Source organism: Streptacidiphilus neutrinimicus (genome assembly GCF_000787815.1).
Classification (GTDB): domain Bacteria; phylum Actinomycetota; class Actinomycetes; order Streptomycetales; family Streptomycetaceae; genus Streptacidiphilus; species Streptacidiphilus neutrinimicus.
Map to the genome: position 1 here is coordinate 166,740 of NZ_BBPO01000006.1, position 22,501 is coordinate 189,240.

The window sequence follows — 22,501 nt, forward strand, 5'->3', positions numbered from 1 at the left end:
GGCCCCGACAGGCTGTGGATAAACAGCCCCTGTGGAAAACTTCTCCACGCCTGAGTGAAGCGGTCCGAAGAGTCTTCCGCGGCGCCTTGCCGGCGTCCTACGCTGCTTCGCGGGAGTCCGACTCGACTCCCAGGCCGGTGGTCACCCCGTCCAGCGCGTGAACGCAGATGCATTCGCGTTCCTCCGCCGCCGGAAGAGCGGCCACCGTGGCCGCCAGCACACCGCGTAGCCGGTCGATGTTGCGGCCGAATTCGGCCAGGACCTCTGCGTGCGTCACGCCCTGGCCCGTCTCCACACCGGCGTCGAGATCGGTCACCAGAGCGAGCGAGGTGTAGCACAGCGCCAGCTCGCGGGCGAGGACGGCTTCCGGATGACCGGTCATCCCCACCACCGACCAGCCCTGGGAGCTGTACCAGCGCGACTCGGCCCGAGTGGAGAAGCGGGGGCCTTCGATCACCACCATGGTGCCGCCGGCCACAGGCGCCCAGCCCGAGGATCGGGCGCCGGCCAGAGCCGCCGCTCGGCCGCTCGGGCAGTAGGGATCGGCGGCGGAGACGTGCACGACCTCCGGAGTGACCCCGTCGGCTCGGGTCCGGCCGTCGTAGAACGTCTGGACCCGGCCGTAGGTCCGGTCCACCAGCTGGTCGGGGACCAGCAGGGTGCCTGGGCCGTACTGGGGGCGCAGGCCGCCCGTCGCACAGGGGCCGAGGATCTGTCGGACGCCGAGCGAGCGCAGCGCCCACAGGTTCGCCCGGTAGTTGATCCCGTGCGGGGGAATCCGGTGCGCCCGTCCGTGCCGCGGGAGAAACGCCACCCGGCGCCCGGCGAACTCCCCCACAAGAAGGGAGTCGCTCGGGGCGCCGTAGGGGGTGTCGACGACGACCTCGTCGAGGTCGTCCACGAGGGCGTAGAGCCCCGTGCCGCCGATGATGCCGACCTCGGCCGTGGCCGCGACTGCTGACTGGTCTGTCATGCGCCGCAGCGTAGCCGGGGGAGCAGGCTCAGGCGGCAGAACCCGACGAGCCGGACGAGGAGGACGTCGACGAGGACGAGGAAGAGCTCGAGGAGCTGGACGAACCCGACGCGGACGACGTCGAGGACGTGGCCGGCGAGGAGGAGTTCGACGAGATGCTGCTGCTGGACGACGAGCGGCTGTCGGTCCGGTAGAAGCCGGAACCCTTGAAGACCACGCCCACCGCGGAGAAGATCTTGCGCAGCTTGCCGCCGCACTCGGGGCACTCGGTCAGTGCGGCGTCCGTGAACTTCTGGACGGCCTCGAGGCCATTGCCGCACGAGGTGCACTGGTACTGGTACGTCGGCACTTTCTTCCTCCTGGCACTCTAAGGCTGTGAGTGCTAACGATCCTCAATGATGCTGTATTCCCCGTCGATAAGTCCACTGATCCGAGTGTGAGACTCAGTACTCTCCACGGGTGCCGCTGAGCCAGCCGGCCAGCTTGCCGCCCCGGTCGACGGCGCGCAGCCGCCGTTCCGCCCGGTCGCGGACCTGGTCCGTGGCGACGACGAGCAGGTCGTCACCGTGCCGGAGGGCGGTCGTGGGGCCGGGTACGAAACTCGCCCCCTCGCGCACCACCAGGGTCACCGCCGCGCCCTTCGGCAGGCGCAGCTCGCTGACCTCGACCCCCGCCATGCGGGACTCCGGGCCGATCGAGACGGAGAGCAGGTGGCCGTGCAACCGCTCCAGCGGAGCGGACTCGACCGCGAGGTCGTCGGCGTGGGCGGCGTCCGAGATCCGCAGTACCCTCGCCACCAGGGGCAGGGTGGGGCCCTGGATCAGGGTGAACACCACGACCAGCAGGAACACGGTGTTGAACAGTTGCCCGGCCCCCGGCACGGCGTGCACGACGGGAATGGTCGCCAGCACGATCGGCACCGCGCCTCGCAGTCCCGCCCAGCTCAGCAGTGCCTGCTCGCGCCAGGTCACCCGGAACGGGGTCAGCGTCAGCAGGACCGAGAGCGGGCGGGCCACCAGGACCAGCACCAGGCCGACGACCAGGGCCGGGACCACGGCGTCCGCCATCGTGCGCGGGTTCACCAGCAGCCCCAGCATGACGAACATGCTGATCTGCGCGATCCAGGCCAGTCCCTCGGCGAAGCCGCGGGTGGCCGGCCCGTGCGGCAGCCGGGCGTTGCCGAGCACCAGGGCGCACACGTACACGGCCAGGAAGCCCGAGCCGTGTCCCAGTGCCCCGCCCGCGTAGGCCAACAACGTGAGGGCGATCACGGCGATCGGGTAGAGGCCGGAGGACGGCAGCGCCACGTGGCGCAGGGCGAGGGCGCCCAGGCGCCCCACCGCGAGCCCGACTGCCGAGCCGATGGCCAGCTCCAGCACCACGGTGCCGACCAGGACCCACCAGGAGTCGATCGGCCCGGCCGTCGCGAAGGCCACGGCCAGGATGACGACCGGGGCGTCGTTGAAGCCGGACTCCGCCTCGAGCAGGCCGCTCAGCCGAGCCGGCAGGGGCACACGCCGCAGGACCGAGAAGACGGCCGCGGCGTCCGTGGAGGAGACCACGGCGCCCATCAGCAGGGCGATGCGCCAGTCGCTGCCGGTCAGCAGATGCGCCCCGACCGCGACCACCCCGACGCTGATCGCCGTGCCGACGGTGGCGAGCACCGCCGCGGCGGGGACGGCCGGTCTGATGTCGTGCCAGCGAGTCCCGAGGCCACCTTCGGCCAGGATCACCACCAGGGCCGCGTAGCCGAGCACCTGAGCGAGTTGGGCGTTGTTGAAGGTGATGCCCGCGATGCCGTCCTGGCCGAGCAGGACCCCGATGCCCAGATAGATGAGCAGGCTGGGGAGCCCGCTGCGGGAGGAGAGCCGGACCGCCGCGACGGCCACCAGCAGTACCAGCGAGAACAGCAGGAGGAGCAGGTCGAGCCGGTGGACGGACACGCAGGGGCACCTCGCGCTGGAGAATCGTTGCTTCCGCTTGATTGGAGCAAGATTTTACCGTTCAGCCTCTTGGAACTCCCTGCTCGTCCAAGGGCTGGGCAGTCATCCGGTAAGAAGTGGGCCCACTTCCCGAGGTGCTCCGGGGGCGCGTACCACACGCCCCTCCCAACGCCCGCGCACCACCGGTTCCGGTTCGGGTGTTAGCGTCAGCACCGCCGCCTTGCCCGGCGGCCCGTCGCGGTACAGTCACTGCCCCTCACAAGGACCCTGATGCCCCGCTCCTCCAAGAAGTTCCGCCGTCTGCGCCTGATGGTGGTGCTGGTCGTGCTGCTGCTGGTGGCAGGTGTCGCGGTCGGCGGCTGGTACGGCGTGCAGCAGGTGCACGCCTCCTACCCGCAGACCACCGGCAGCATCCACCTCCAGGGCCTGTCCGGCCCGGTCGACGTCGTCCGGGACGACAAGGGCATCCCCCAGGTCTACGCCTCCACCCCTGAGGACCTGTTCATGGCCCAGGGCTATGTGCAGGCGCAGGACCGGTTCTGGCAGATGGACGTGAACCGGCACATCACCTCGGGCACCCTCGCCTCGATGTTCGGCTCCGGACAGGTGCAGACCGACGCCTTCATCCGCACGATGGACTGGCAGGGGGTGGCGCAGAAGGAGTGGGACACCCAGCTCTCCGACACCACCAAGAAGTACCTGCAGGCCTACAGCAACGGCGTCAACGCCTGGCTCGGCCAGCACCCCGGTGGGGCGGGAGCCTCGCTCGAGTACGCCTTGCTGGGCACGGTCTACGGGGGCTACAAGCCGGCCCCCTGGACGCCGGTGGACTCGATCTCCTGGCTCAAGGCGATGGCCTGGGACCTCAGCGGCAACATGCAGCAGGAGATCGACCGTTCCCTCCTGGCCGGGACGTTCACCAGCAGCCAGATCGCGAATCTCTACCCGGAGTACCCGTACGCGACCAACGGGACGATCATCGCCAAGACCGGCGAGGTGGCGAAGGCGGACGGCAAGTACATCCCCGCTGACGGCCTGAAGACGCCCACCGGCACCTCCGGCACGGCCGCCTCGAGCGGGGCCACGACGGGTGGCGCGGCCAACGCGAGCAGTGGCTCCGGGACAGTGCCGGCCGCTTACAAGACCGCCCAGGGCAAGCCGGCCGCCCAGGGCGCGCAGCAGGCCGCGCTGGCGCTCGCCGACAACCTGTCGGTGCTGCCGACCATGCTCGGTCGCCCCGGCGCGGCGGGGATCGGCTCCAACTCCTGGGTGGTCGACGGCCGCCACACCACGACCGGCAAGCCGCTGCTGGCGAACGACCCGCACCTGGCGCCCGGCATCCCGTCCATCTGGTACCAGATGGGTCTGCACTGCACCACCGTCAGCGCACAGTGTCCCTTCGACGTCTCCGGCTTCACCTTTCCGGGCATGCCGGGCGTGATCATCGGTCACAACCAGAACATCGCCTGGGGGTTCACCAACCTCGGCGCGGATGTCCAGGACCTCTACCTGGAGCAGGTCAACAGCGACGGCACCTATCTGCTCGACGGGAAGAACGCCGCCTTCACCACCCGTCAGGAGACCATCAAGGTCGCGGGCGGCTCGGATCAGACCATCACCGTCCGCAGCACCAAGGACGGCATGCCGATCATCTCCGACCATGACACGCAGGAGCAGAGCGTCGGCGCGAGCGCGCCGGTCGACGGCTCGGCCCCGCCGCGCGGCGGCGGCTACGCCATCGCGCTCAAGTGGACGGCGCTGACTCCGAACAAGACCATGGACGCGGTCTTCGCCCTGGACAGGGCGGGCGACTTCTCGCAGTTCCGTCTGGCGGCGGCCGACTTCGCGGTCCCCGCACAGAACCTGATCTACGCGGACACCCAGGGCAACATCGGCTACCAGATGCCCGGCAACATCCCGATCCGTCCGACCGTCGATGGCACAGCCTCCGACGGTACGTACCCGCAGCCCGGCTGGGACTCCCGGTACCAGTGGGAGCACGACGCCAACGGGGCGGACGTGTACCTCAAGTTCGTCTCTCTGCCGTGGGAGGAGAACCCGAGCTCCGGCTACATCGTGACGGCCAATCAGGCGGCCGTTGATCCCTCGTACAAGTACCTGATCACCAAGGACTGGGACTACGGCACGCGTGCCGGGCAGATCACCTCGCTGATCAAGGGCAAGCTGGCCGGCGGTGGCAAGATCTCGCCCGAGGACATGGCCTCGATCCAGCTGGACGACACCAGCGTCTTCGCCAAGACCCTTGTGCCGTACCTGCTCAACATCCCGATCACGGAGCCCTACTACAAGCAGGCGCAGGATCTGCTGCGCGGCTGGAACGACCAGCAGGACTCCGGCTCGGCCGCCGCGGCCTACTACAACGCCGTCTGGTCGAACCTGCTGCACCTGGCCTTCGACGAGAAGTTCCCTGCCGAGGTGCGCAGCACCACCGACTGCATCATGGTCGTGCCGGCCGGCAAGGCCGGCATCCCGCAGGACGACGTCAACGGCAAGGCCCAGCGCGTGCGCACCTGCGGTCTGCGTGACGACATCACGGCGCAGCCGGACGGCAGCGACCAGTGGACGACCGTCGTCGGCAAGATGCTGACCGATCCCACCAACGAGTGGTGGAACTGGACCGACAGCGACGGCAAGCAGTACCAGGGCCGGGACACCCTGCTCAAGGAAGCCATGATCGACGCCCGCAAGCAGCTGACGTCGCTCATGGGCAAGGACATCAGCGGCTGGAGCTGGGGCCGGATCCACACCCTCCAGCTCAAGGAGCGGACCCTCGGCACCGACAACTCCTCGATCGCCTCGGGGCTCGTGCACTGGCTGCTGAACCGCGGTCCGTACCAGCTCAACGGCGGCAGCGCGGCGGTCGACGCGGCCAGTTGGGACGCTGCGAACGGCTACACGGTGGACGAGGCGCCGTCGATGCGGATGGTCGTCGACCTGTCCGACTTCGACTCGTCCCACTGGATCAACATCGGCGGAGCGTCCGGGCACGCCTTCAGTCCGAACTACGACGACCAGATGCAGATGTGGGTCAACGGCGAGCTACTGACCTGGCCGTACACCCGCCAGGCGGTCGACGCGACGGCGAAGGACAAGCTCACGCTGACGCCCTAGGCGCGACCGGGTCGCCCGCGGGCGAGGGGCGTGGAGAGCCGACAGGTTCTCCACGCCCCTCGCGCTTTTTCGGGAAGGCACGGGCGGCGCGGTCGGGTTCGGGACGCGCCGTCAGCGGAACCGGAGTGTCCGCCGTGGTGTGACCACCGCGTCCACCGGCCGGTCGTGCACCTCCGCCGGGAGGTCCGGGACGAGTTCCGTGTCGAAGAGCAGCGTGACCAGCCGCGCGGTGGAGCCGGACGCCGCGAGCCGGGACAGGACGCGGTCGTAGCTGCCGCCGCCGCGTCCCAGCCGCACGCCCGTGGCCGGATCGACGGCCAGGCCCGGGAGCAGCACGACGTGGGCCTCGCTGACGGCGTCCGGGCCGAGGAGTGGCGCCGTGGGCTCCAGCAGCCCGAGGCGGCCCGGGGTCAGCTGGTCGAAGCCCTCGTACTCGGCCCAGTCCAGGTCGTTGTCCGGCAGGAGGACCGGCAACAGCACCCGGACTCCGTCCGCCCGCAGCGCGTCCAGCAAGGGACGGGTTCCCGGCTCTGAGCCCATCGAGACGTAGCAGGCGACCGTTCGGGCGCCCGCGGCCAAGACGAGCGCGAGGACCGCGTCGGCCAGCGTGTTGGCCGCCTCGTCCCGCTGCTCGGGTGACATCGCGGCACGTGCGGCGATCAGCCGTGACCTGATCGCCTTCTTCTCGTTGAACATCGGATGGGACGGCCTTCCGTCTCGTTACCGGCCAGCAGTGTGCGGAGGGACGACATGCCGCCCGTCCTCGCGGACATCCTTGCTGCTCTCTGCCTCCCCGCGCTGCTCGCCGTCGTGGTGCTGAGGCGCGGGAGGTCACAGGCGCGGTCCCGAGCGGCGGCGCAGGCGGCGGAGCTGGCGCAGCTCCGCGCGGGCCGTACGGAGCTGGAGCGCACCTCCTGCACGGACGCGCTGACCGGCGTGTGGAACTACCGCTACCTCCAGCTGGCTCTGGACCGGGAGATCGCGCGCTGCAAGCGACGTCCGACGGAGCGAGTGCTCGCCGTGCTGTTGCTGGAGATCGAGGGCTTCGTCGAGATCCGTCGCGAGCACGGCTACCAGCGGGCCGGGGCGGTGCTGCGCGACCTCGCGCAGCGGCTGGCCATGGAGGTCCGCGAGGAGGACGTCTTCGGTCGCTACGGAGGGGAGGAGTTCCTGGTGCTGCTGCCCGACACCGAGGAGGGTGGTGCTCGCACGGTCGCGGATCGGCTGGCGTGGACGGTCCGCCGGCACCCGCTCGCCCTGCCGTCCGTTCCGGTGCTCGCAGGCGAGGGCGGAACACTTCCTGGTAACGGCCTCACGGCCCGCGTCGGGATCGGCTTGCTGCCGCAGGACGGTTCGCATGCCGCGCTTCTGTTGCGGGCAGCCGACAAGTCACTGACAGCGGAGAGACAGCCAGTCGACACGCAGGGGAAGCTAGAGTCATCCGTATGACGAAAGCTCGTGCGCGCCAGATCTCCAAGGCGGTCATCCCGGCTGCCGGACTCGGCACCCGCTTCCTGCCCGCCACCAAAGCGACCCCGAAGGAGATGCTTCCGGTCGTCGACAAGCCGGCGATCCAGTACGTGGTGGAGGAGGCGGCGTCGGCCGGGCTGACCGACGTGCTGATGATCACCGGCCGGAACAAGCGGCCGCTCGAGGACCACTTCGACCGCGCCTACGAGCTCGAGGAGCAGCTCTCGCGCAAGGGCGACCAGCACAAGCTGGACCGCGTGCGTGAGTCGAGTGAGCTCGCCACCATGCACTACGTGCGCCAGGGCGACCCCAAGGGCCTCGGCCACGCCGTGCTGTGCGCGGAGCCGCACGTTGCCGACCAGCCCTTCGCGGTGCTGCTGGGCGACGACCTGATCGACCCGCGCGACCCGCTGCTGTCGAAGATGATCGAGGTCCAGAGCGAGCTCGGCGGCAGCGTCGTCGCGCTGATCGAGGTCGACCCGACGTTGGCGCACCTGTACGGCTGCGCGTCGATCCGCCCCGCCGAGTACCGCGGCGCGCACGGCCTGGACGAGGACATCGTCCGGATCACCGACCTGGTCGAGAAGCCCGCTCCGGGCGAGGCCCCGAGCAACTACGCCGTCATCGGTCGGTACGTGCTCGACCCCAGCGTCTTCGAGGTGCTGCACGAGACCGAGCCGGGCAAGAACGGCGAGATCCAGCTGACCGACGCGCTGCGGGTGCTCGCCCAGCGCACCCCCGGGCGTGGCGGCCCGGTCCACGGCGTGATCTTCCGCGGCCGCCGCTACGACACCGGCGACAAGGGCGACTACCTGCGCGCGATCGTCCGCCTCGCCTGCGAGCGGGAGGACCTCGGCCCCGAGTTCCGCGCCTGGCTCAAGGAGTTCGTCGTCAGCGGCGAGCTGGACGGCGAGGCCCAGAAGATCTGACCGAAGGCGTCACCGGCGAGGCTGGGGCGGTCACCGGCACCCTGGCGGGCCGACGGCCCCGGCCACAGCCCTGGAACGCGGCACCTGAGCGGCGACAGCACCGCACGACCATGGGGGAAGGCACCATGACCGACCTGCAGGAGCAGCACGGGCACGACCACGGCCACCGTCGCGAGCACGACCACGGGCACGGCCATGGCCACGGTGCCGGTCTCGCGGACCCGTGTGCCTCGGAGTCGGGCGCGGAGCGGCAGTGGACCGTCGATGAGCACCTCGCCGAGGTGCTCGCCGCCGTCTCCCCGCTGCCGCCGCTGGAGCTCCAGCTCCTGGAGGCCCAGGGGTGCCTGACCGTCGAGGAGATCGTCTCCGCGGTCGCCCTGCCGCCGTTCGACAACAGCTCGATGGACGGGTACGCGGTCCGGGTCGCCGATCTCGCGGGCGCCACGAAGGACTACCCGTCCGTGCTGACCGTCGTCGGTGACGTCGCCGCGGGCGCCGCGGCGTTGCCGGTCATCGGCCCCGGCCAGTGCGCGCGCATCATGACCGGCGCGCCCCTGCCGCCCGGAGCCGAGGCCGTCGTCCCGGTCGAGTGGACCGACGCCGGGAGCGGCTCGGGCCAGGCGGCCACGACGATGGACCCTCAGGGCGGGGCTCCGATCGCCACCGGGGGCGAGGTGCGGATCTTCCAGCCGATCGAGCTCGGCGGCTTCGTCCGTCGTCGCGGTGAGGACATCAAGGTCGGCCAGGCCCTGCTGCCGGCCGGGACCAGGCTCGGGCCGACGCAGATCGGGCTGCTCGCCGCGACCGGGCACGACCGGGTGCGGGTCCGTCCCCGCCCGCGCGTCGTGGTGCTGTCCACCGGCAGCGAGCTGGTCCAGCCAGGAGCGCCGATCGGGCCTGGCCAGATCCCGGACTCCAACAGCTTCGCCCTCACCGCCGCCGCGCGGGACGCCGGTGCCCTCGCTTTCCGCGTCGGCGGAGTGCCGGACGACGCGGAGCGCCTGCGGGAGATCATCGACGACCAGCTGATCCGCGCCGACCTCATCGTGACCAGCGGCGGAGTCAGTGTCGGCGCGTACGACGTGGTCAAGGAAGCACTCGGCGAGCAGATCTCGTTCCGCAAGCTGCGGATGCAGCCGGGCAAGCCGCAGGGCTTCGGTGTGCTGGAGGGCTCGGACGGCGGCGTGCCACTGCTCGCGCTTCCGGGCAACCCGGTCAGCTCGTACATCTCGTTCGAGCTGTTCGTCCGCCCCGCGATCCGGGCGATGCTCGGGCTGTCCGAGATCCACCGCCGCGAGGTGACGGGCCGCCTGACGGAGGCTGTCGCCTCCTCCCCGGCCGGTCGCCGCCAGTTCCTGCGTGCCGCCTTCGATGCCGAGGCGGGCACGGTGACGCCGGTGGGCGGATCGGGCTCGCACCTGCTCGGTGCGCTCGCGCAGGCCAACGCCCTGCTGGTGGTCGACGAGGAGACCACCTCGCTCGACGCGGACGTCGAGGTGCGCGCGATCCTCCTGGATTGATGACTGGGAGCTGAGGACCGCGGTCGGGCGGCCGAGGGGTCGATGGCTCGGTGGCGACGCGAGAGGCCCGGGGATCCGTTCCCGCTGCCGATGGGACGCTCGGGCCGGGCAGCGATACTCTGACGCCGCACCCCCGCCGTCACGATCGCAGGAGCGCCAGTGCACAGCACCAGCCCCGTTCCCTCCGGGTCCGGGTTGACTCACGTCGACGCCTCGGGCGCGGCACGCATGGTCGACGTCTCGGAGAAGGCGACGACGGCTCGGACGGCCCGCGCCACGGGGCGCGTGCTGGTCTCGCCGCGCGTCGTGGAACTGCTCCGCGGGGAGGGCGTGCCGAAGGGGGACGCGCTGTCGGTGGCCCGGATCGCCGGGATCATGGGAGCCAAGCGCACGCCCGACCTGATCCCGCTGTGCCATCCCATCGCCGTCTCCGGCGTGACGGTGGACCTGGTGGTGGCCGACGACGCGGTGGAGATCGCTGCCACCGTCCGTACCGCGGACCGCACCGGCGTCGAGATGGAGGCGCTCACCGCGGTGGCGGTGGCGGGCCTGACGGTGATCGACATGGTCAAGGCGGTCGACAAGGGCGCCAGGATCGACGCCGTGCAGGTCGAGGAGAAGACGGGCGGCAAGAGCGGGGACTGGCGGCGTGCGGACCTCGCCGAGGCCGCTGCTGCCGGCGAGCCCGCCGAGCGGGAGCCGGGGGCGCAGGCCTGATGCGCGCGTTCGTGCTCACCGTCTCGAACCGGGCCCACGCAGGCGTCTACGAGGACCGCGGCGGACCGATCCTGGCAGCGGGCCTCGCGGAGCTCGGCTGCATGGTCGTCGGCCCTGTCGTGGTGCCGGACGGCGATCCGGTGCTCGTGGCGCTGCGCAGGGCCGCCGCGGACGGCTACGACGTCGTGGTGACCACCGGCGGCACGGGTCTGACGCCGCTGGACCTCACGCCCGAGATGACCCAGCAGGTCATCACCCGGCCGGTGCCGGGCATCGCCGAGGCGATCCGCGCCTACGGGCGCGAGCACGGCGTGCCGACGGCGGCGCTCTCACGGGGCCTGTCCGGGCTGGCCGGCAAGACCTTGATCATCAACCTGCCGGGCTCGCCCGGCGGGGTCAGGGACGGCCTCGCCGTCCTGGGGCCGTTGCTGGCCCACGCCGTCGACCAGGTCGGCGGCGGCGACCACGCCCCGCGGGCACCGGAGGGCACCGACGGGAGAGGGGGCCCGCGCTGAACGCCTTCTGGCCGGTGGAGCTGCGGGAGGGGCAGGTCGGGCTGCGCCCGATCAAGGTGCGCGACCAGCGGGCCTGGCAGGACGTCAGTCGCCGCAACCGGGAGTGGCTGCGCCGCTGGGAGGCCACCGTGCCACCGCCACCGCCCGGACACCCGCAGAGTCCGCGCCCGACCTACCGTCAGATGGTGCGCTTCCTGCGGTCGGAGGCCAACGCCGGGCGCATGCTTCCGTTCGTGGTGACGTACGAAGGGGAGCTCGTCGGGCAGCTCACGGTGGGCGGAATCACCTGGGGATCGATGTGCTCGGCGAATATCGGTTACTGGGTCGACCAGGGCCACGCCGGACGCGGAATCATCCCGGCGGCCGTCGCGCTGGCCACCGACTACTGCTTCCGCACGATGGGGCTGCACCGGATCGAGATCTGTATCCGCCCGGAGAATCTGCCGAGCCGCCGCGTGGTCGAGAAGCTCCGCTTCCGGGAGGAAGGCCTTCGTCCGCGCTATCTCCACATCGACGGCGGCTGGCGGGATCACCTGGTCTACACACTCACAGCGGACGAGGTGCCGGAGGGAATGCTCGCGCGATGGCGCGGCAACAGTGGAATCCAGAGCCACCATCACCATAAATAGGTCGATATGAAGAAGATTCAGCGACACACCGCCCGAAATTGCCGCCGGGCCGTCTCTCACGCCCGTACGGTGTGAAGCGTGAGCAGCAGCGGCCTCATTTACGCGGTCATCGTCGGGGCTTGGGCCGCGTATCTGGTTCCCATGTGGCTCCGCCGTCAGGACGAGCTCAACGAGGCGCGGCCCACGGAGCGTTTCAGCACGGCCATCCGCCTGCTGTCCGGCCGGGCCGCCATGGAGCGGAGGATCTCCCGGCAGTTGGAGGAGACGCAGCCGCTCGCGGTGTCGACGCCGCTTCCGCACTCCCCGCACGGCCCCGGCGCGGTCGGCCAGGTCGACGGAGAGGACACGGCCGCCGAGGCGCGGGGCTATGCCGAACCCGGCGTCGCCCCGGCCGCACCGTTCTCCTCCTCCCCTCCGGGCACCGCCCACCAGAGCGGTTCGTCGCCCGCCGTCGCCTCCCGACGCCGGGCCGCGCTCCTGGCGAGGCGTCGGCGCATGGTGGTGATCCTCTTCGCGGCGTTCACGGCGGGGATGGTGGTCGCGGCCGTCGGCGGCGTCGCGCTGCTGTGGATCCCGGCCGTCCCTGCGGTCCTGTTCTCCGTCTACATCGCGCAGATGCGCCGCCAGGAACACCGCCGCTACGAGGTCAAGCTCGACCGACGTCGCGCCGCGGAGGCGGCCCAGCGCGTCCGCCAGCAGGCGGCCGTGCGCCGCGAGGGCGCGGTGGCCGCCGCGGCGCAGGAGGCGCGCCGGGAGGCCGCTGCTCCTCGGGGGGAGGCGGTGCCCTCGGGCACGGCGGACGAGCCCGGCCAGGCCGGTCCGACCACATCCGGTACCGGGGCGATGGGCACGGGCCGCGTCGAGTCCTGGGCGGACGACGGCCGTCCCGAGCACGCAGCTCCGGCTGCGGTGCCGGCCGACCACGGGGACCAGGGCTGGGACCCGGTCCCGGTCCCGCTCCCGACCTACGTCACGGCCCCCGTCGCCCCTCGCGCGACGCTCGGGCTGGATCTGTCCGCGCCGGACACCTACTCCTCGGCCCGGGCCCGGCAGACCCCGCCGCCCCAGCAGGGCCGCAAGTCTGCTGCCCCTGCACCCCGCCGTCCCGCGCCGAAGCCGGCCACGCCGCTCTTCGACCAGTACGCCGAGGACGCACCACGCGCCGCCAACGAGTAACCCGTGCGCAAGCACCCCTCCGGACCTGCTAGAGTTTCTTCTCGTTGGGGCTGTGGCGCAGTCCGGTAGCGCACCTCGTTCGCATCGAGGGGGTCAGGGGTTCGAATCCCCTCAGCTCCACCCAACGCAGAAGCCCTGCCCGAGAAATCGGGCAGGGCTTCTGTCGTGTCGGCGAGCAGTCGTCGCTGCGGTGCGGCTGTCGGGCGCGCGACTGTGACGGGCGTCATACGTGCGACGTCGGGCTTCCAGAAGATCCCGGGAGGGCGCTGGGGCATGCCTCAGGGGTCAGGGTGGGGCCCGAGGGGCATGGCGCGCCTGACGGAGCGTGAGCCGACCCGCAGCGCCGCTCTGCTCCGGCTCCGGGCCCCGCCTACCCGCGGTCCCGTCTCCCCACTGGCCCCGCCTACCCACTCGTCCGACCTGCCCAGAGCGGGTGCGGCGGGGCGGCTCCGTCAGCTGGCTACCCGACCACGGCCTGCCCCCTTGATCCCGGACCCGGCTGACGGACCGTCCGCCGCGGGGCCTGCCCCACGGCGGCTTCAGGAGAGCTCCGCGGCCCAGGCGGACAGGTCCGTGAAGTCCTCGGCCCCGAGCCCGCGGCGGGGGTCGATCCGGCGGAGCAGGGCCGGGCCCGAGTGGTGCTCAGCCACCCACTCGCCGTCGGCTCGGGAGATCTCGTCGTCGACCCAGGCGAAAGGTCGTCCGGCTGCCCAAGCGACGATTTCCGACGTCTTCCAGCAGCGACGCCCTTGTGTCGCCCGGCGTGGTGCCTGCCAGGCGATGTAGGGGAGGTCGGGCAGGCCGAGGAGGGGTGAGATGAACGCGTTCGCCTCCGCCTCCCACGTCGTGGCCCAGACCAGCTCGAACGGCAGGTCGAGCAACTGCGCTCCGTGAGCCGGGTTGAGCCAGACGGGCAGCGGCATCGGCTCGCGGGCGCGCGGGGCGGCCGCGATGCGGAGTTCCTCGAGCGCGGCCCAGCTCGGCGGCATCAGAAAGTGCTCCTGAAACCCGTCGGGTCGGTGGTCCGGCATGGCCCCGAAGGGATTGAGGGGCCCATCGACGTCGAGCATCAGCACGGGCCGTCCCTGTGCCGGGCTCGGGGACGGCAAGGACGTGGCGCTCACTCGACCGGGAGGGCGGAGGGAAGGCCCCACTCGCTCCAGGAGCCGTCGTAGACCGCGAGGTCGCGGTAGCCCGCGACGGTCGCGCCCAGAGCGAGGACGCAGGCGGTGACGCCCGAGCCGCAGCTGAACAGCAGGCGCGCCGGGGCGGCGGCTCCGGCGGAGCCGGGGGCCTCCGCGCCCAACGCCTCGGAGAAGCGCGCCCGCAGGGCGTCCGGAGGGAGGAGCAGCCCGGCATCGTCCTGGAGGGCGGTGAAGGGCAGGTTGACCGCGCCGGGCATGTGACCGCGGCGCAGACCGGGGCGTGGCTCGGGGACCGAACCGTGGAACCGTTCGGTCGCGCGGGCGTCCAGGACCGCGGCTGTCGGGTCGACGAGGGCGGCGAGGACCGCCGAACTGTCGACGAACATCCCTGGCCGGGGGTGGGCGGTGAAGTCCCCGGGCGCGACCGGGCTCGGGTTGTGCTCCTGCTGCGGCAGCCCGGCCGCCGTCCACGCGGGCAGACCACCGTCGAGCACGGCCACGCGGTCGAAGCCCATGGCGCGCAACATCCACCAGCCGCGCGCCGCCGAGTAGAGGCCGGCGTTGTCGTAGACGACGACGGTGCCGGTCTCCTTCAGGCCGAGCCCGCGCAGCTCGCGCTGGAACTGCTCGGGCCGCGGCATGGTGTGCGGCAGCGGGCTGTCCGGGTCGGAGAGCGCCCCTTCCAGGTCGAAGATCCGTGCACCGGGGATGGCGGCGACCTCACGACGGTGTGGTCCGACGCTGGCGTCGAGCACCAGCAGCTCCGGTGTGCCCGTACGCCGGGCCAACCACGCGGTGTCGACGACGGGGCCCGGTACGGCGAGAGGGTCTGCGGCTTCGCTGACGGTCACGGATGCGCACGCCTTTCTGGACGTGGAGGGCGGCGTCCGACGACGCCCGTCGCTTCCGGCGGATCGGGCTCGCCGGCCGCCGAGGGTCAGGTCAGCCGGACACTATCGCCAGCGCGTCGACCTCCACCCGGAATTCCGGGTGGACCAGACACGTGACCTGGGCCAGGGAGCACGCGGGCGGGCGGCACTCCGGGCTTCGGCACCTCGACGCTGCTGCGCTCCCTCGCGCTGCAGCCTGTGTCCACGAACTCGTCGCGGACGGCCCGGAAGATCGGCAGATCGGCCAGGTCGGTGAGGAGGACCGTGAGCTTGGCCACGTCACCCCGACCCGCGCCGGCTGTGGTCGGCGCGGCCCGGAGGTTCTCGAAGACTTGGCGGAGCTGGGCCTCCGGGTCGGCCGGAGCGCCGTCCTGGCGGGGGCGTCGACCGGGGTGCCGCTCGCGTCGAGGGCAGCTGGCCGGAGAAGGTCACGAGCGTGCCGACCGCGGCGACCGCGTGGCTGTAACCGTTGATCGGAGCCAGCCCCGCAGGCCGGATGTGGTGCTGCATGGCGTCGTCGTCCTCTTCTCTCGTCGCCGGCGCCTGCGGTCGGCAGGCTTGACCGGTGCGGCGACTCGGCGAGAGCCGCACCACATGATCACGTGATCATTCCGAGGGCTGCCAGACGCGCAGGCGGGTGAGGACCTCGCGGTCGCCCTCGACGCCCAGGGACTCCATCGGGATGCGGCCGTACAGGGCGAGGACGAGGTCGCTTGCGCTGCCCCGCGCCGTCACCGTCGGGACCGGGGGCCCGGGGGGCCCGGGGCGGTGCCGGTGGTCGCGTCGTCCGGGAGCGACTGGGCACGCGAGCCCTCGGGGGCCAGTTCCAGCAGCCAGCCCTGCCCCTCCGCCGCTCGCAGCGCGACGATTGCGGGCTCGTGCGGCCACGGCCCCGTCGCGCCGCACCCCACGTGCAGGAACTCGTCGATAGCGTCGACCGCCTCCTCGGCGGGCAGGGGCTCGGGGCGGCCGACCGCGAGCTGTGCGTCGTAGGTGTGGACCAGTGCCTCGGCGACCTGGTGCCGACCGACGGCCCCGGCGGTCTGCGCCGTGTCGGACGCCCCCCACCATGTCCAGCACTCGCCGCCCGGACCAGCCGTACGCAGGGCGGACAGCAGCTCATCCGTGCTCGACCGGGACCAGATCGCCAGCGCATCTGCATCGAGCCCCTCGGGAGCGAGGAAATCCTCCTCCGGCAGGGGCGCGTCGGCCGGCCCGGCCGCGACCGTGGCAGCCCAGAACCGGTGCACCATGCCGAGGTGCACGGCCAGGTCGCGGAGGGTCCATTCCGGGCAGCTGGGCACCTTGGCATCGAGGGGGACGTCGAGCGGGGCGCCGTCGGAGCCGCCCGCCGTCGGGGCCGTGAGAGCCGAGCGGAAGGCAGCGGACCGCGCCTCGATGCGGCGCAGATTCTGTTCGAATTCTGGGGTCGTCGTCATGCTGACTGTCTATCACCGGACGCGGACAAACGGCCTCCCCTTTGGTCGGACATCCGCAACGCCGCGCGCGTCCACCGGATCGAGTAATCGAACACGCGCGGACGGGGGCCGCCGTGACCTGCGGTCCGCACTCGGGGGAGTGAATCCGTCGGCGAAGCCTGGCCAGAGGCTCGGCGCCGGACTAGCGTCGTCCTTCGTCAGGGCCCGAGCCGACGCTGTCGGGCCCGGCAAGGGGTGGGCTGCCGCGACTGGGCGCCCGGCGGGTGCTCCCAGACGAGGGAGTGCTGAGGAGCGGGGCGGCTCGAGCCGGGCCACCCCTGGGGCCCGGTGAGGGAAGCACCGGGGACGTGTCGGGGGTGCGACGGCACCGGGTCTCTTACCGGTTCCTCATGTCGTCGTGGAGAATCGATGCCGTGACGCCGACTGTGCTGCTGGCCGAGGACGATCGAGCCATCCGAGATTCCCTGGACCGCCTGCTGACCCTGGAGGGGTATCAGGTGACTCCGGTCTCCGACGGTATCGAGGCGCTGGCCTCCGTCCACAAGCAACGCCCGGACGTGCTGGTCCTGGACGTGATGATGCCGGGAATCGACGGGCTCGCCGTCTGCCGGGTGCTGCGGGCCGAGGGCGACAACGTGCCGATCCTGATGCTGACGGCGCGGGTGGAGACCTCCGACCGGGTGGCCGGGCTGGACGCGGGCGCGGACGACTACATGCTCAAGCCGTTCGAGGCCGAGGAACTGCTGGCACGGCTGCGGGCGCTGCTGCGACGCGCCGCGGTGCCCGCGGCCGCGACGGAGCCGGTCGAGGTGGAGTCCGTCACGGCCGGGCACGACCTGATCGAGGTCGACGACCTGCGCATCGACTCGACCGCGCGCCGGGTCTGGCGTGCCGGGGAGGAGATCCAGCTCTCCCGGACCGAGTACGACCTGCTGGAGTTGCTGGCCCGCAACGCGGGGATCGTGCTGGACCACAGCACGGTCTACGACAGGATCTGGGGTTACGACTTCGGGCCGGGCTCGAAGAATTTGGCGGTCTACATCGGCTACCTGCGGCGCAAGCTGGACACGCCGGGGCGCACCCCGCTGATCCACACGGTCCGAGGCGTCGGTTACACGCTGCGAGAGCCGTGAGTCGGTTCCGGGCCAATATAGGGCTGCGGCTCCGGTTCGCGATTGCCTTCGCCGGGCTCGCGGCACTGGTCACCGTGCTCGTCGGCGGGCTCGGGTACACCTCGGCCGCGTCCCTGATCCGCCAGGACCGGGCCAAGGACTTCCAGACCTCGCTCAGCACGTTGGTCGCCGACGCGCAGACGCTGGACCTCAACGCCCACGACTTCGTCTCCACGCCGGCGAGCCAGGACCACCTGGTGGACCAGCTGACGCACTCCGGGGACATCGGGCTGCAGGTCCTCGCTCCGGACGGCAGGGTCCTCCAGTACGCCAACAAGCAGAACAGCGAGATGGACCCGCTGCCGACCGGCGCCGAGGACACGCACCTGGCCCGCAGCGAGACGGCGGGGAAGACCGGCAACGTCACCGAGCTGACCGGCGGCGACCGCTATCGGGTGGTGACCGTCTCCCTCGGCGGCGGGCGCGGCGCGGTGATGCTCTCGGAGCGGCTGAGCGCCACCGACGACCTGCTCGGTTCGCTGATGGTGCGGATCGCGCTGACCGCCGGGGCCGTGATGGTGGCCGCCGGCGCCGCCGGCTGGTGGGTGGCGGGGCGGATCACCCGGCGCCTGGTCCGGCTGACGGCCACCGCCGAGCAGGTCTCGGCGACCGGTGAGCTGACCCTGGACGTCCCCCAGCGCGGCCGGGACGAGATCGGCCGACTGGCGCGCGCCTTCGACGACATGCTCGGGCGGCTCGCGCGGTCCAAGGAGGACCAGCGTCGACTGGTTCAGGACGCGGGCCATGAACTGCGGACCCCGCTGACCTCCCTGCGCACCAACATCGCCGCGCTGCGCCGGATGGACCGGCTCTCCCCGGCCTCCCGCAGCGCGCTGCTGGACGACCTGGAGACCGAGACACGCGAGCTCACGGTCCTCGTCAACGAACTCGTGGAGCTGGCGAACGATCGCCGCAGCACCGAGGCGCCGACGCGGACCGAGCTCGACGAGTTGGCCGAGCGGGTGGCCGACCTGACGCGTCGCCGTACGGGTCGCGAGATCGTGGTCGAGGCAGAACCCGTGGTGGCCGTGGTCCGCCCGCAGGCGCTGCAGCGCGCCCTGACGAACCTGGTGGAGAACGCAGCCAAGTTCTCCACCGGTCCGGAGGAGATCAGGGTGGTCGTCCGCGCCGACCGGATCACCGTGATGGATCGTGGTCCAGGGGTCGAGCCGCAGGATCTGGACCGGATCTTCGACCGCTTCTACCGGGCGACGGCCGCCCGTAGCCTGCCCGGTTCGGGCCTGGGGCTGTCGATCGTACGCGAGGTCGCCGAGGAGCACGGCGGAGAGGTCTTCGCCCGCAACCGTGTCGGCGGTGGCGCGGAGATCGGTTTCACGCTGGAAGCAGACGGCGAGTACGCGGCTCCCAGCGGTCGCGCCGATGGCGCGGGCCTGCCCCAACGCCAGGCGAGCCTGTCCTCGCAGCGGACCCGACACGCTGAGAACAATGCCGAGAACAAGTCGGACAAATACGGAGCCTCTCGGTAGATTCCCTCGTGACCGACGTCTCGACGGGACTCGAAGGGAACTCCATGAGCAACCTCATCGCCATGAGCAACCTCATCGCCGTCGCCCACCCCGACGTGGCCACCGCCGAGCGGGTGGGGGCCAAGCTCGTCGATCTCCGGAAGCAGAAGCTGATCGAGGGGGAGGACGCCGTCGTCGTTCTCAGCGAGGCGGTCGCCGCCGTGCGCGCGGGTGCGGCCCACGCCTCCTGACCCTGGCGCCGACGGCCCGGACGCTGTCGAGTCCGGTGCGGGGGCGGTGACGGGTGGGACGGCGCGCGCCGAGCTGCCAGGGCCACCGAGCCGGCGCTGGATCGAGCTTCTTCTGCTGGTCCTGGCCGTCGCCATCGCGGCGTACGGGTATGCCGACGTGGGCATCAACATGGATGGCAGGGTGCCCGTGGACACCCTGCGCTACGGCCTCGGGCTGGGTGGCCTGGCGCTGCTCGCGCACCTGGCCGTTCGCCGCTGTGCTCGCTACGCCGACCCGCTGCTCCTGCCGATTGCCGTTCTTCTCAACGGCCTCGGGCTGGTGGTCATCTACCGCCTCGACCGGTCGACTCCGCACGACAGCACCGCGCCGACCCAGCTGATCTGGTCGATGGTGGGCATCGTCCTCTTCATCGTCGTCGTCGTCCTGCTGCGCGACTACCGGGTGCTGCAGCGCTACGCCTACGTGCTGGCCCTGAGCACCCTGCTGCTGATGATCGTGCCCGCCTTCCTGCCGGCGGTCTACGGAGCCAAGATCTGGATCAAGATCGGCCCGCTCTCGTTCCAGCCGGGCGAGATCGCCAAGGTCGCGCTGGCGATCTTCTTCGCCTCGTACCTGGCTCAGCACCGTGACGCCCTCGCGCTGACGGGACGCCGGATCTGGCGGCTGGAGCTGCCGCGTGGCCGCAATCTCGGCCCGATCGTGCTGATCTGGCTGATCGGCGCGGCCATCCTCTTCCTGGAGCAGGACCTAGGGACGCTGCTGATCTTCTTCGGCCTGTACGTGGTGATGCTCTACGTGGCGACGGCCCGTACGGGCTGGATCGCGGTGAGCCTGGTCCTGGTCGGCATCGCGGTGGTCCCTGTGGCGCTGTGGGAGCCGCACGTCCATGTCCGCTTTCTCGACTGGCTCGATCCGATGCGGACCGTTCGGCTCGGCCAGGGGCCCAGCCAGCTCGCCCAGTCCATGTTCGCCTTCGCGGCCGGTGGCCTGCTCGGCACCGGCCTCGGGCTCGGCCACTCGTACCTGATCGGCTTCGCGATGAAGTCGGACTGGATCCTTGCCACCTTCGGTGAGGAGATCGGCCTGGCCGGCCTGGCCGCGCTCTTCCTCCTCTACGCGATCGTCGTGGTCCGCGGTTACCGGATCGGCCGCGAACTGCGCGATCCCTTCGGACGGCTGCTCGCCGTCGGGCTCGCCTCGCTGCTCGCGCTCCAGGTCTTCGTCGTCGCCGGCGGCGTCACCGACCTGATTCCGCTGACCGGGATGACCATGCCGTTCCTCGCCCAGGGCGGCTCCTCGTTGGTGACCAACTGGATCCTGATCGCGCTGCTGGTGAAGCTGGGCGACGCGGCGCGCCGCCCTCGCCCACCGGTACCGCACCTGCTCGGCCCGCCTCCGGGCACCGGTTCGGACGCTGCGGCCCGCGACGCGTTCGACGGCGACCGCGACGAGCCCGACGACGAGTCCGATGGCGACGAGGGGGACGGCGACGACGGGAACGGCGACGACGGGGACGGCGACGACGGGGACTACGGGGACGACGAGGAGACGCAGGCGGTGCCGCGCCCATGAACCGGAGGACCAGAGGGAGCAGGGGCGGCCAGGCGAACCTGCCCGCACCGCCACGCGGTGCGGTGCGGCTCTCGCTGAGCCGTACCGGCCGTCGCGCCGGGCTCTTCTGTCTGGTGCTGATCCTGCTCCTGCTCGCCAACGCGACGCGGCTGATGTTCTTTCAGGCCCCATCGCTCAACCAGAACTCCGCGAACCAACGCGCCGTCATCGCCCGCTACAGCCGGCCGCGCGGGGACATCCTGGTGGCAGGGGAATCCGTGACCGGCTCCAAGAAGACCGGCGGCACCCTCGCCTATCAGCGGACCTACACCGACGGCGCCCTGTACGCGCCTGTCACCGGCTTCTCGTCGCAGACCTACGGGAACACACTCCTCGAGGGCGTCGAGGACCGGATCCTCACCGGGCAGGACAGCCGTCTCTCGACGAACCCGGTCTGGGATGCGATCTCCCGGGCCAGCGTGCCGGGCGGCAACGTGTTCACGACCATCAACCCCAAAGCGCAGCGCGCCGCCTTCCAGGGGCTGGGCAGCAAGCGCGGCGCGGTCGCCGCCATCGAACCGGGGACGGGGCGGATCCTGGCCCTGGCCAGCACCCCGTCCTACGACCCGAACGGCATCACCGGCACCGGACCGGCCACGGTCGCCGACTGGACGAGGCTCACCACGGACACCACCGAGCCGATGCTGAACCGCGCGCTGCGGCAGAGCTATCCGCCGGGCTCGACATTCAAGGTCGTGACGCTTGCGGCGGCCTTGCAGTACGGGCTCTACAGCGGGATCGACGTCCCGACGAACTCGCCGGACCCGTACACGCCCGAGGACACGGACCACCCGATCACCAACGAGTCGGCCGGCGACGCGTGCCTGAACGCGACGCTTGCCTACGCGCTCCAGGTGTCCTGCAACACCGTTTTCGCCAAGGTCGGCGTGGACGTCAGCGCGCAGAACATGGTGCGGATGGCGGAGGCGTTCGGCTTCAACCAGTCCGGCCAGACGATCCCGGTGGGTGTGGCCAGGAGCAACTTCGACCCCGGCCTGACCAGCGAGGCTTTTCTGGCGTTGTCCTCCATCGGTCAGTACGACACCGCCGCGACGCCGTTGGAGATGGCCCAGGTCGCGGCCGCTGTGGCGAACAACGGGACGCTGATGCAACCGCGGCTGCTGGACAAAATCACCCGCGCCGACGGCACCACCGTGCAGAGCTTCGGGAACAGACCGTTCGGCCGGCCGTTCTCGGCGGACGTCGCCGCGCAGATCCAGCAGGCGATGGTGGGCGTGGTCGACAGCGGTACGGGCACGAACGCGCAGATCCCCGGGGTCGTCGTCGGCGGCAAGACCGGGACAGCCCAGAACGGCGTCGGCAACAGCGGCACGCCCTACGCGTGGTTCATTTCGTACGCGAAGCCGAGTGCCACGGCCTCCTCGCCGGTCGCGGTTGCGGTGGTGATCGAGGACAGCGACGCCCACCGGGCCGACATCAGCGGGGGTGGCCTGGCGGCTCCGATCGCCAAGGACGTCATGCAGGCCGTGCTGTCGGGCTGAGGATCCGCGGGGTCCGAAGC

Annotated in this window: 21 protein-coding genes, 1 tRNA gene and 1 pseudogene; 14 read left to right on the forward strand and 9 right to left on the reverse strand. The window is 71.4% G+C overall.

The genetic code is table 11. The features are described 5' to 3' along the window. Positions 1–97: 97 nt before the first annotated feature. The 3 genes from TR48_RS06940 to TR48_RS06950 form a co-directional block, all read right to left on the reverse strand. Positions 98–973, reverse strand: coding sequence for an S-methyl-5'-thioadenosine phosphorylase (locus TR48_RS06940; RefSeq protein ID WP_042365006.1), 876 nt, complete (start codon positions 971–973; stop codon positions 98–100). Between the two features lie 28 nt (positions 974–1,001). After that, complete coding sequence (locus TR48_RS06945) at positions 1,002–1,322, reverse strand: FmdB family zinc ribbon protein (protein ID WP_042365007.1); 321 nt, start codon at positions 1,320–1,322, stop codon at positions 1,002–1,004. Positions 1,323–1,416: 94 nt separating this feature from the next. Further along, the gene (locus TR48_RS06950) at positions 1,417–2,916 is read right to left on the reverse strand and encodes a potassium/proton antiporter (RefSeq protein WP_084728918.1); all 1,500 of its coding nucleotides are present in this window, start codon (positions 2,914–2,916) and stop codon (positions 1,417–1,419) included. A 270-nt stretch (positions 2,917–3,186) separates the two neighbouring features. Here TR48_RS06950 and TR48_RS06955 point away from each other — a divergent pair, with 270 nt between their 5' ends. Continuing rightward, complete coding sequence (locus TR48_RS06955) at positions 3,187–6,048, forward strand: penicillin acylase family protein (RefSeq protein ID WP_042365009.1); 2,862 nt, start codon at positions 3,187–3,189, stop codon at positions 6,046–6,048. A 111-nt stretch (positions 6,049–6,159) separates the two neighbouring features. Here TR48_RS06955 and TR48_RS06960 read toward each other — a convergent pair whose 3' ends face one another. Further along, entirely contained in the window at positions 6,160–6,744 is a 585-nt protein-coding gene (locus tag TR48_RS06960; RefSeq protein WP_042365010.1) for a 5-formyltetrahydrofolate cyclo-ligase, read from the reverse strand. 54 nt (positions 6,745–6,798) lie between these two features. On the opposite strand from TR48_RS06960, the gene TR48_RS06965 reads away from it, so the two are divergent. The 8 genes from TR48_RS06965 (at position 6,799) to TR48_RS07000 (ending at position 13,124) form a co-directional block, all read left to right on the forward strand. Further along, on the forward strand, positions 6,799–7,497 hold the full coding sequence (locus TR48_RS06965) for a GGDEF domain-containing protein (protein ID WP_052442452.1): 699 nt from the start codon (positions 6,799–6,801) through the stop codon (positions 7,495–7,497). Beyond that, a complete protein-coding gene (locus TR48_RS06970; RefSeq protein WP_042365011.1) occupies positions 7,494–8,447 on the forward strand; it encodes a UTP--glucose-1-phosphate uridylyltransferase in 954 nt (317 codons plus the stop codon). The genes TR48_RS06965 and TR48_RS06970 overlap by 4 nt, the downstream gene beginning before the upstream one ends. Before the next feature lie 125 nt (positions 8,448–8,572). Beyond that, a complete protein-coding gene (glp, locus tag TR48_RS06975) occupies positions 8,573–9,967 on the forward strand; it encodes a molybdotransferase-like divisome protein Glp (protein ID WP_084728922.1) in 1,395 nt (464 codons plus the stop codon). A gap of 228 nt (positions 9,968–10,195) precedes the next feature. Beyond that, positions 10,196–10,684, forward strand: coding sequence for a cyclic pyranopterin monophosphate synthase MoaC (gene moaC, locus TR48_RS06980; protein ID WP_152627832.1), 489 nt, complete (start codon positions 10,196–10,198; stop codon positions 10,682–10,684). Next, positions 10,684–11,199: a MogA/MoaB family molybdenum cofactor biosynthesis protein gene (locus TR48_RS06985; protein WP_042365012.1), complete on the forward strand. Its 516-nt coding sequence runs from the start codon at positions 10,684–10,686 to the stop codon at positions 11,197–11,199. The genes moaC and TR48_RS06985 overlap by 1 nt, the downstream gene beginning before the upstream one ends. Then, a complete protein-coding gene (locus TR48_RS06990; protein ID WP_439654445.1) occupies positions 11,196–11,828 on the forward strand; it encodes a GNAT family N-acetyltransferase in 633 nt (210 codons plus the stop codon). The genes TR48_RS06985 and TR48_RS06990 overlap by 4 nt, the downstream gene beginning before the upstream one ends. 78 nt (positions 11,829–11,906) lie before the next feature. Beyond that, positions 11,907–13,004, forward strand: coding sequence for a divisome protein SepX/GlpR (sepX, locus tag TR48_RS06995; RefSeq protein ID WP_042365014.1), 1,098 nt, complete (start codon positions 11,907–11,909; stop codon positions 13,002–13,004). A 46-nt stretch (positions 13,005–13,050) separates the two neighbouring features. Beyond that, positions 13,051–13,124: transfer RNA gene (locus TR48_RS07000), tRNA-Ala, on the forward strand. A 419-nt stretch (positions 13,125–13,543) separates the two neighbouring features. Here the strand turns inward: TR48_RS07000 and TR48_RS07005 are convergent. The 5 genes and pseudogenes from TR48_RS07005 to TR48_RS07015 form a co-directional block, all read right to left on the reverse strand. Beyond that, a complete protein-coding gene (locus TR48_RS07005) occupies positions 13,544–14,074 on the reverse strand; it encodes an HAD domain-containing protein (protein WP_042365057.1) in 531 nt (176 codons plus the stop codon). 50 nt (positions 14,075–14,124) lie between these two features. Next, positions 14,125–15,000 carry a sulfurtransferase gene (locus tag TR48_RS07010; protein ID WP_042365015.1) on the reverse strand — a complete coding sequence of 292 codons (876 nt, stop codon included), beginning with the start codon at positions 14,998–15,000 and terminating at the stop codon, positions 14,125–14,127. An 86-nt stretch (positions 15,001–15,086) separates the two neighbouring features. Continuing rightward, positions 15,087–15,341, reverse strand: a pseudogene (locus tag TR48_RS45240) (hypothetical protein); the annotation flags it as partial. Positions 15,342–15,645: 304 nt separating this feature from the next. After that, complete coding sequence (locus TR48_RS46245; RefSeq protein WP_268873564.1) at positions 15,646–15,774, reverse strand: hypothetical protein; 129 nt, start codon at positions 15,772–15,774, stop codon at positions 15,646–15,648. After that, on the reverse strand, positions 15,771–16,478 hold the full coding sequence (locus TR48_RS07015; RefSeq protein WP_236652041.1) for a maleylpyruvate isomerase family mycothiol-dependent enzyme: 708 nt from the start codon (positions 16,476–16,478) through the stop codon (positions 15,771–15,773). Before TR48_RS07015 ends, TR48_RS46245 begins: the two co-directional genes overlap by 4 nt. A gap of 413 nt (positions 16,479–16,891) precedes the next feature. Between TR48_RS07015 and TR48_RS07020 the strand changes: the two genes are divergently transcribed. From TR48_RS07020 to TR48_RS07040, 5 genes are all read left to right on the forward strand, one after another. Continuing rightward, positions 16,892–17,611, forward strand: coding sequence for a response regulator transcription factor (locus TR48_RS07020; RefSeq protein ID WP_042365016.1), 720 nt, complete (start codon positions 16,892–16,894; stop codon positions 17,609–17,611). Next, positions 17,608–19,137, forward strand: coding sequence for a sensor histidine kinase (locus TR48_RS07025; protein ID WP_063770924.1), 1,530 nt, complete (start codon positions 17,608–17,610; stop codon positions 19,135–19,137). The genes TR48_RS07020 and TR48_RS07025 overlap by 4 nt, the downstream gene beginning before the upstream one ends. A 44-nt stretch (positions 19,138–19,181) precedes the next feature. Beyond that, positions 19,182–19,367: a hypothetical protein gene (locus TR48_RS07030; protein ID WP_152627828.1), complete on the forward strand. Its 186-nt coding sequence runs from the start codon at positions 19,182–19,184 to the stop codon at positions 19,365–19,367. 46 nt (positions 19,368–19,413) lie between these two features. After that, positions 19,414–20,940, forward strand: coding sequence for an FtsW/RodA/SpoVE family cell cycle protein (locus tag TR48_RS07035; RefSeq protein WP_063770925.1), 1,527 nt, complete (start codon positions 19,414–19,416; stop codon positions 20,938–20,940). A 74-nt stretch (positions 20,941–21,014) separates the two neighbouring features. Next, the gene (locus TR48_RS07040) at positions 21,015–22,481 is read left to right on the forward strand and encodes a penicillin-binding transpeptidase domain-containing protein (RefSeq protein WP_042365060.1); all 1,467 of its coding nucleotides are present in this window, start codon (positions 21,015–21,017) and stop codon (positions 22,479–22,481) included. Positions 22,482–22,501 lie beyond the last annotated feature (20 nt).

What these genes read in the sequence shown, in the direction of transcription:
- TR48_RS06940 (WP_042365006.1), bottom strand. Translation starts at nt 973, where the DNA reads ATGACAGACCAGTCAGCAGTCGCGGCCACGGCCGAGGTCGGCATCATC.
- TR48_RS06955 (WP_042365009.1), top strand. Translation starts at nt 3,187, where the DNA reads ATGCCCCGCTCCTCCAAGAAGTTCCGCCGTCTGCGCCTGATGGTGGTG.
- TR48_RS06960 (WP_042365010.1), bottom strand. Translation starts at nt 6,744, where the DNA reads ATGTTCAACGAGAAGAAGGCGATCAGGTCACGGCTGATCGCCGCACGT.
- TR48_RS06965 (WP_052442452.1), top strand. Translation starts at nt 6,799, where the DNA reads ATGCCGCCCGTCCTCGCGGACATCCTTGCTGCTCTCTGCCTCCCCGCG.
- TR48_RS06970 (WP_042365011.1), top strand. Translation starts at nt 7,494, where the DNA reads ATGACGAAAGCTCGTGCGCGCCAGATCTCCAAGGCGGTCATCCCGGCT.
- glp (WP_084728922.1), top strand. Translation starts at nt 8,573, where the DNA reads ATGACCGACCTGCAGGAGCAGCACGGGCACGACCACGGCCACCGTCGC.
- moaC (WP_152627832.1), top strand. Translation starts at nt 10,196, where the DNA reads ATGGTCGACGTCTCGGAGAAGGCGACGACGGCTCGGACGGCCCGCGCC.
- TR48_RS06985 (WP_042365012.1), top strand. Translation starts at nt 10,684, where the DNA reads ATGCGCGCGTTCGTGCTCACCGTCTCGAACCGGGCCCACGCAGGCGTC.
- TR48_RS07005 (WP_042365057.1), bottom strand. Translation starts at nt 14,074, where the DNA reads ATGCTCGACGTCGATGGGCCCCTCAATCCCTTCGGGGCCATGCCGGAC.
- TR48_RS07015 (WP_236652041.1), bottom strand. Translation starts at nt 16,478, where the DNA reads ATGACGACGACCCCAGAATTCGAACAGAATCTGCGCCGCATCGAGGCG.
- TR48_RS07030 (WP_152627828.1), top strand. Translation starts at nt 19,182, where the DNA reads ATGAGCAACCTCATCGCCATGAGCAACCTCATCGCCGTCGCCCACCCC.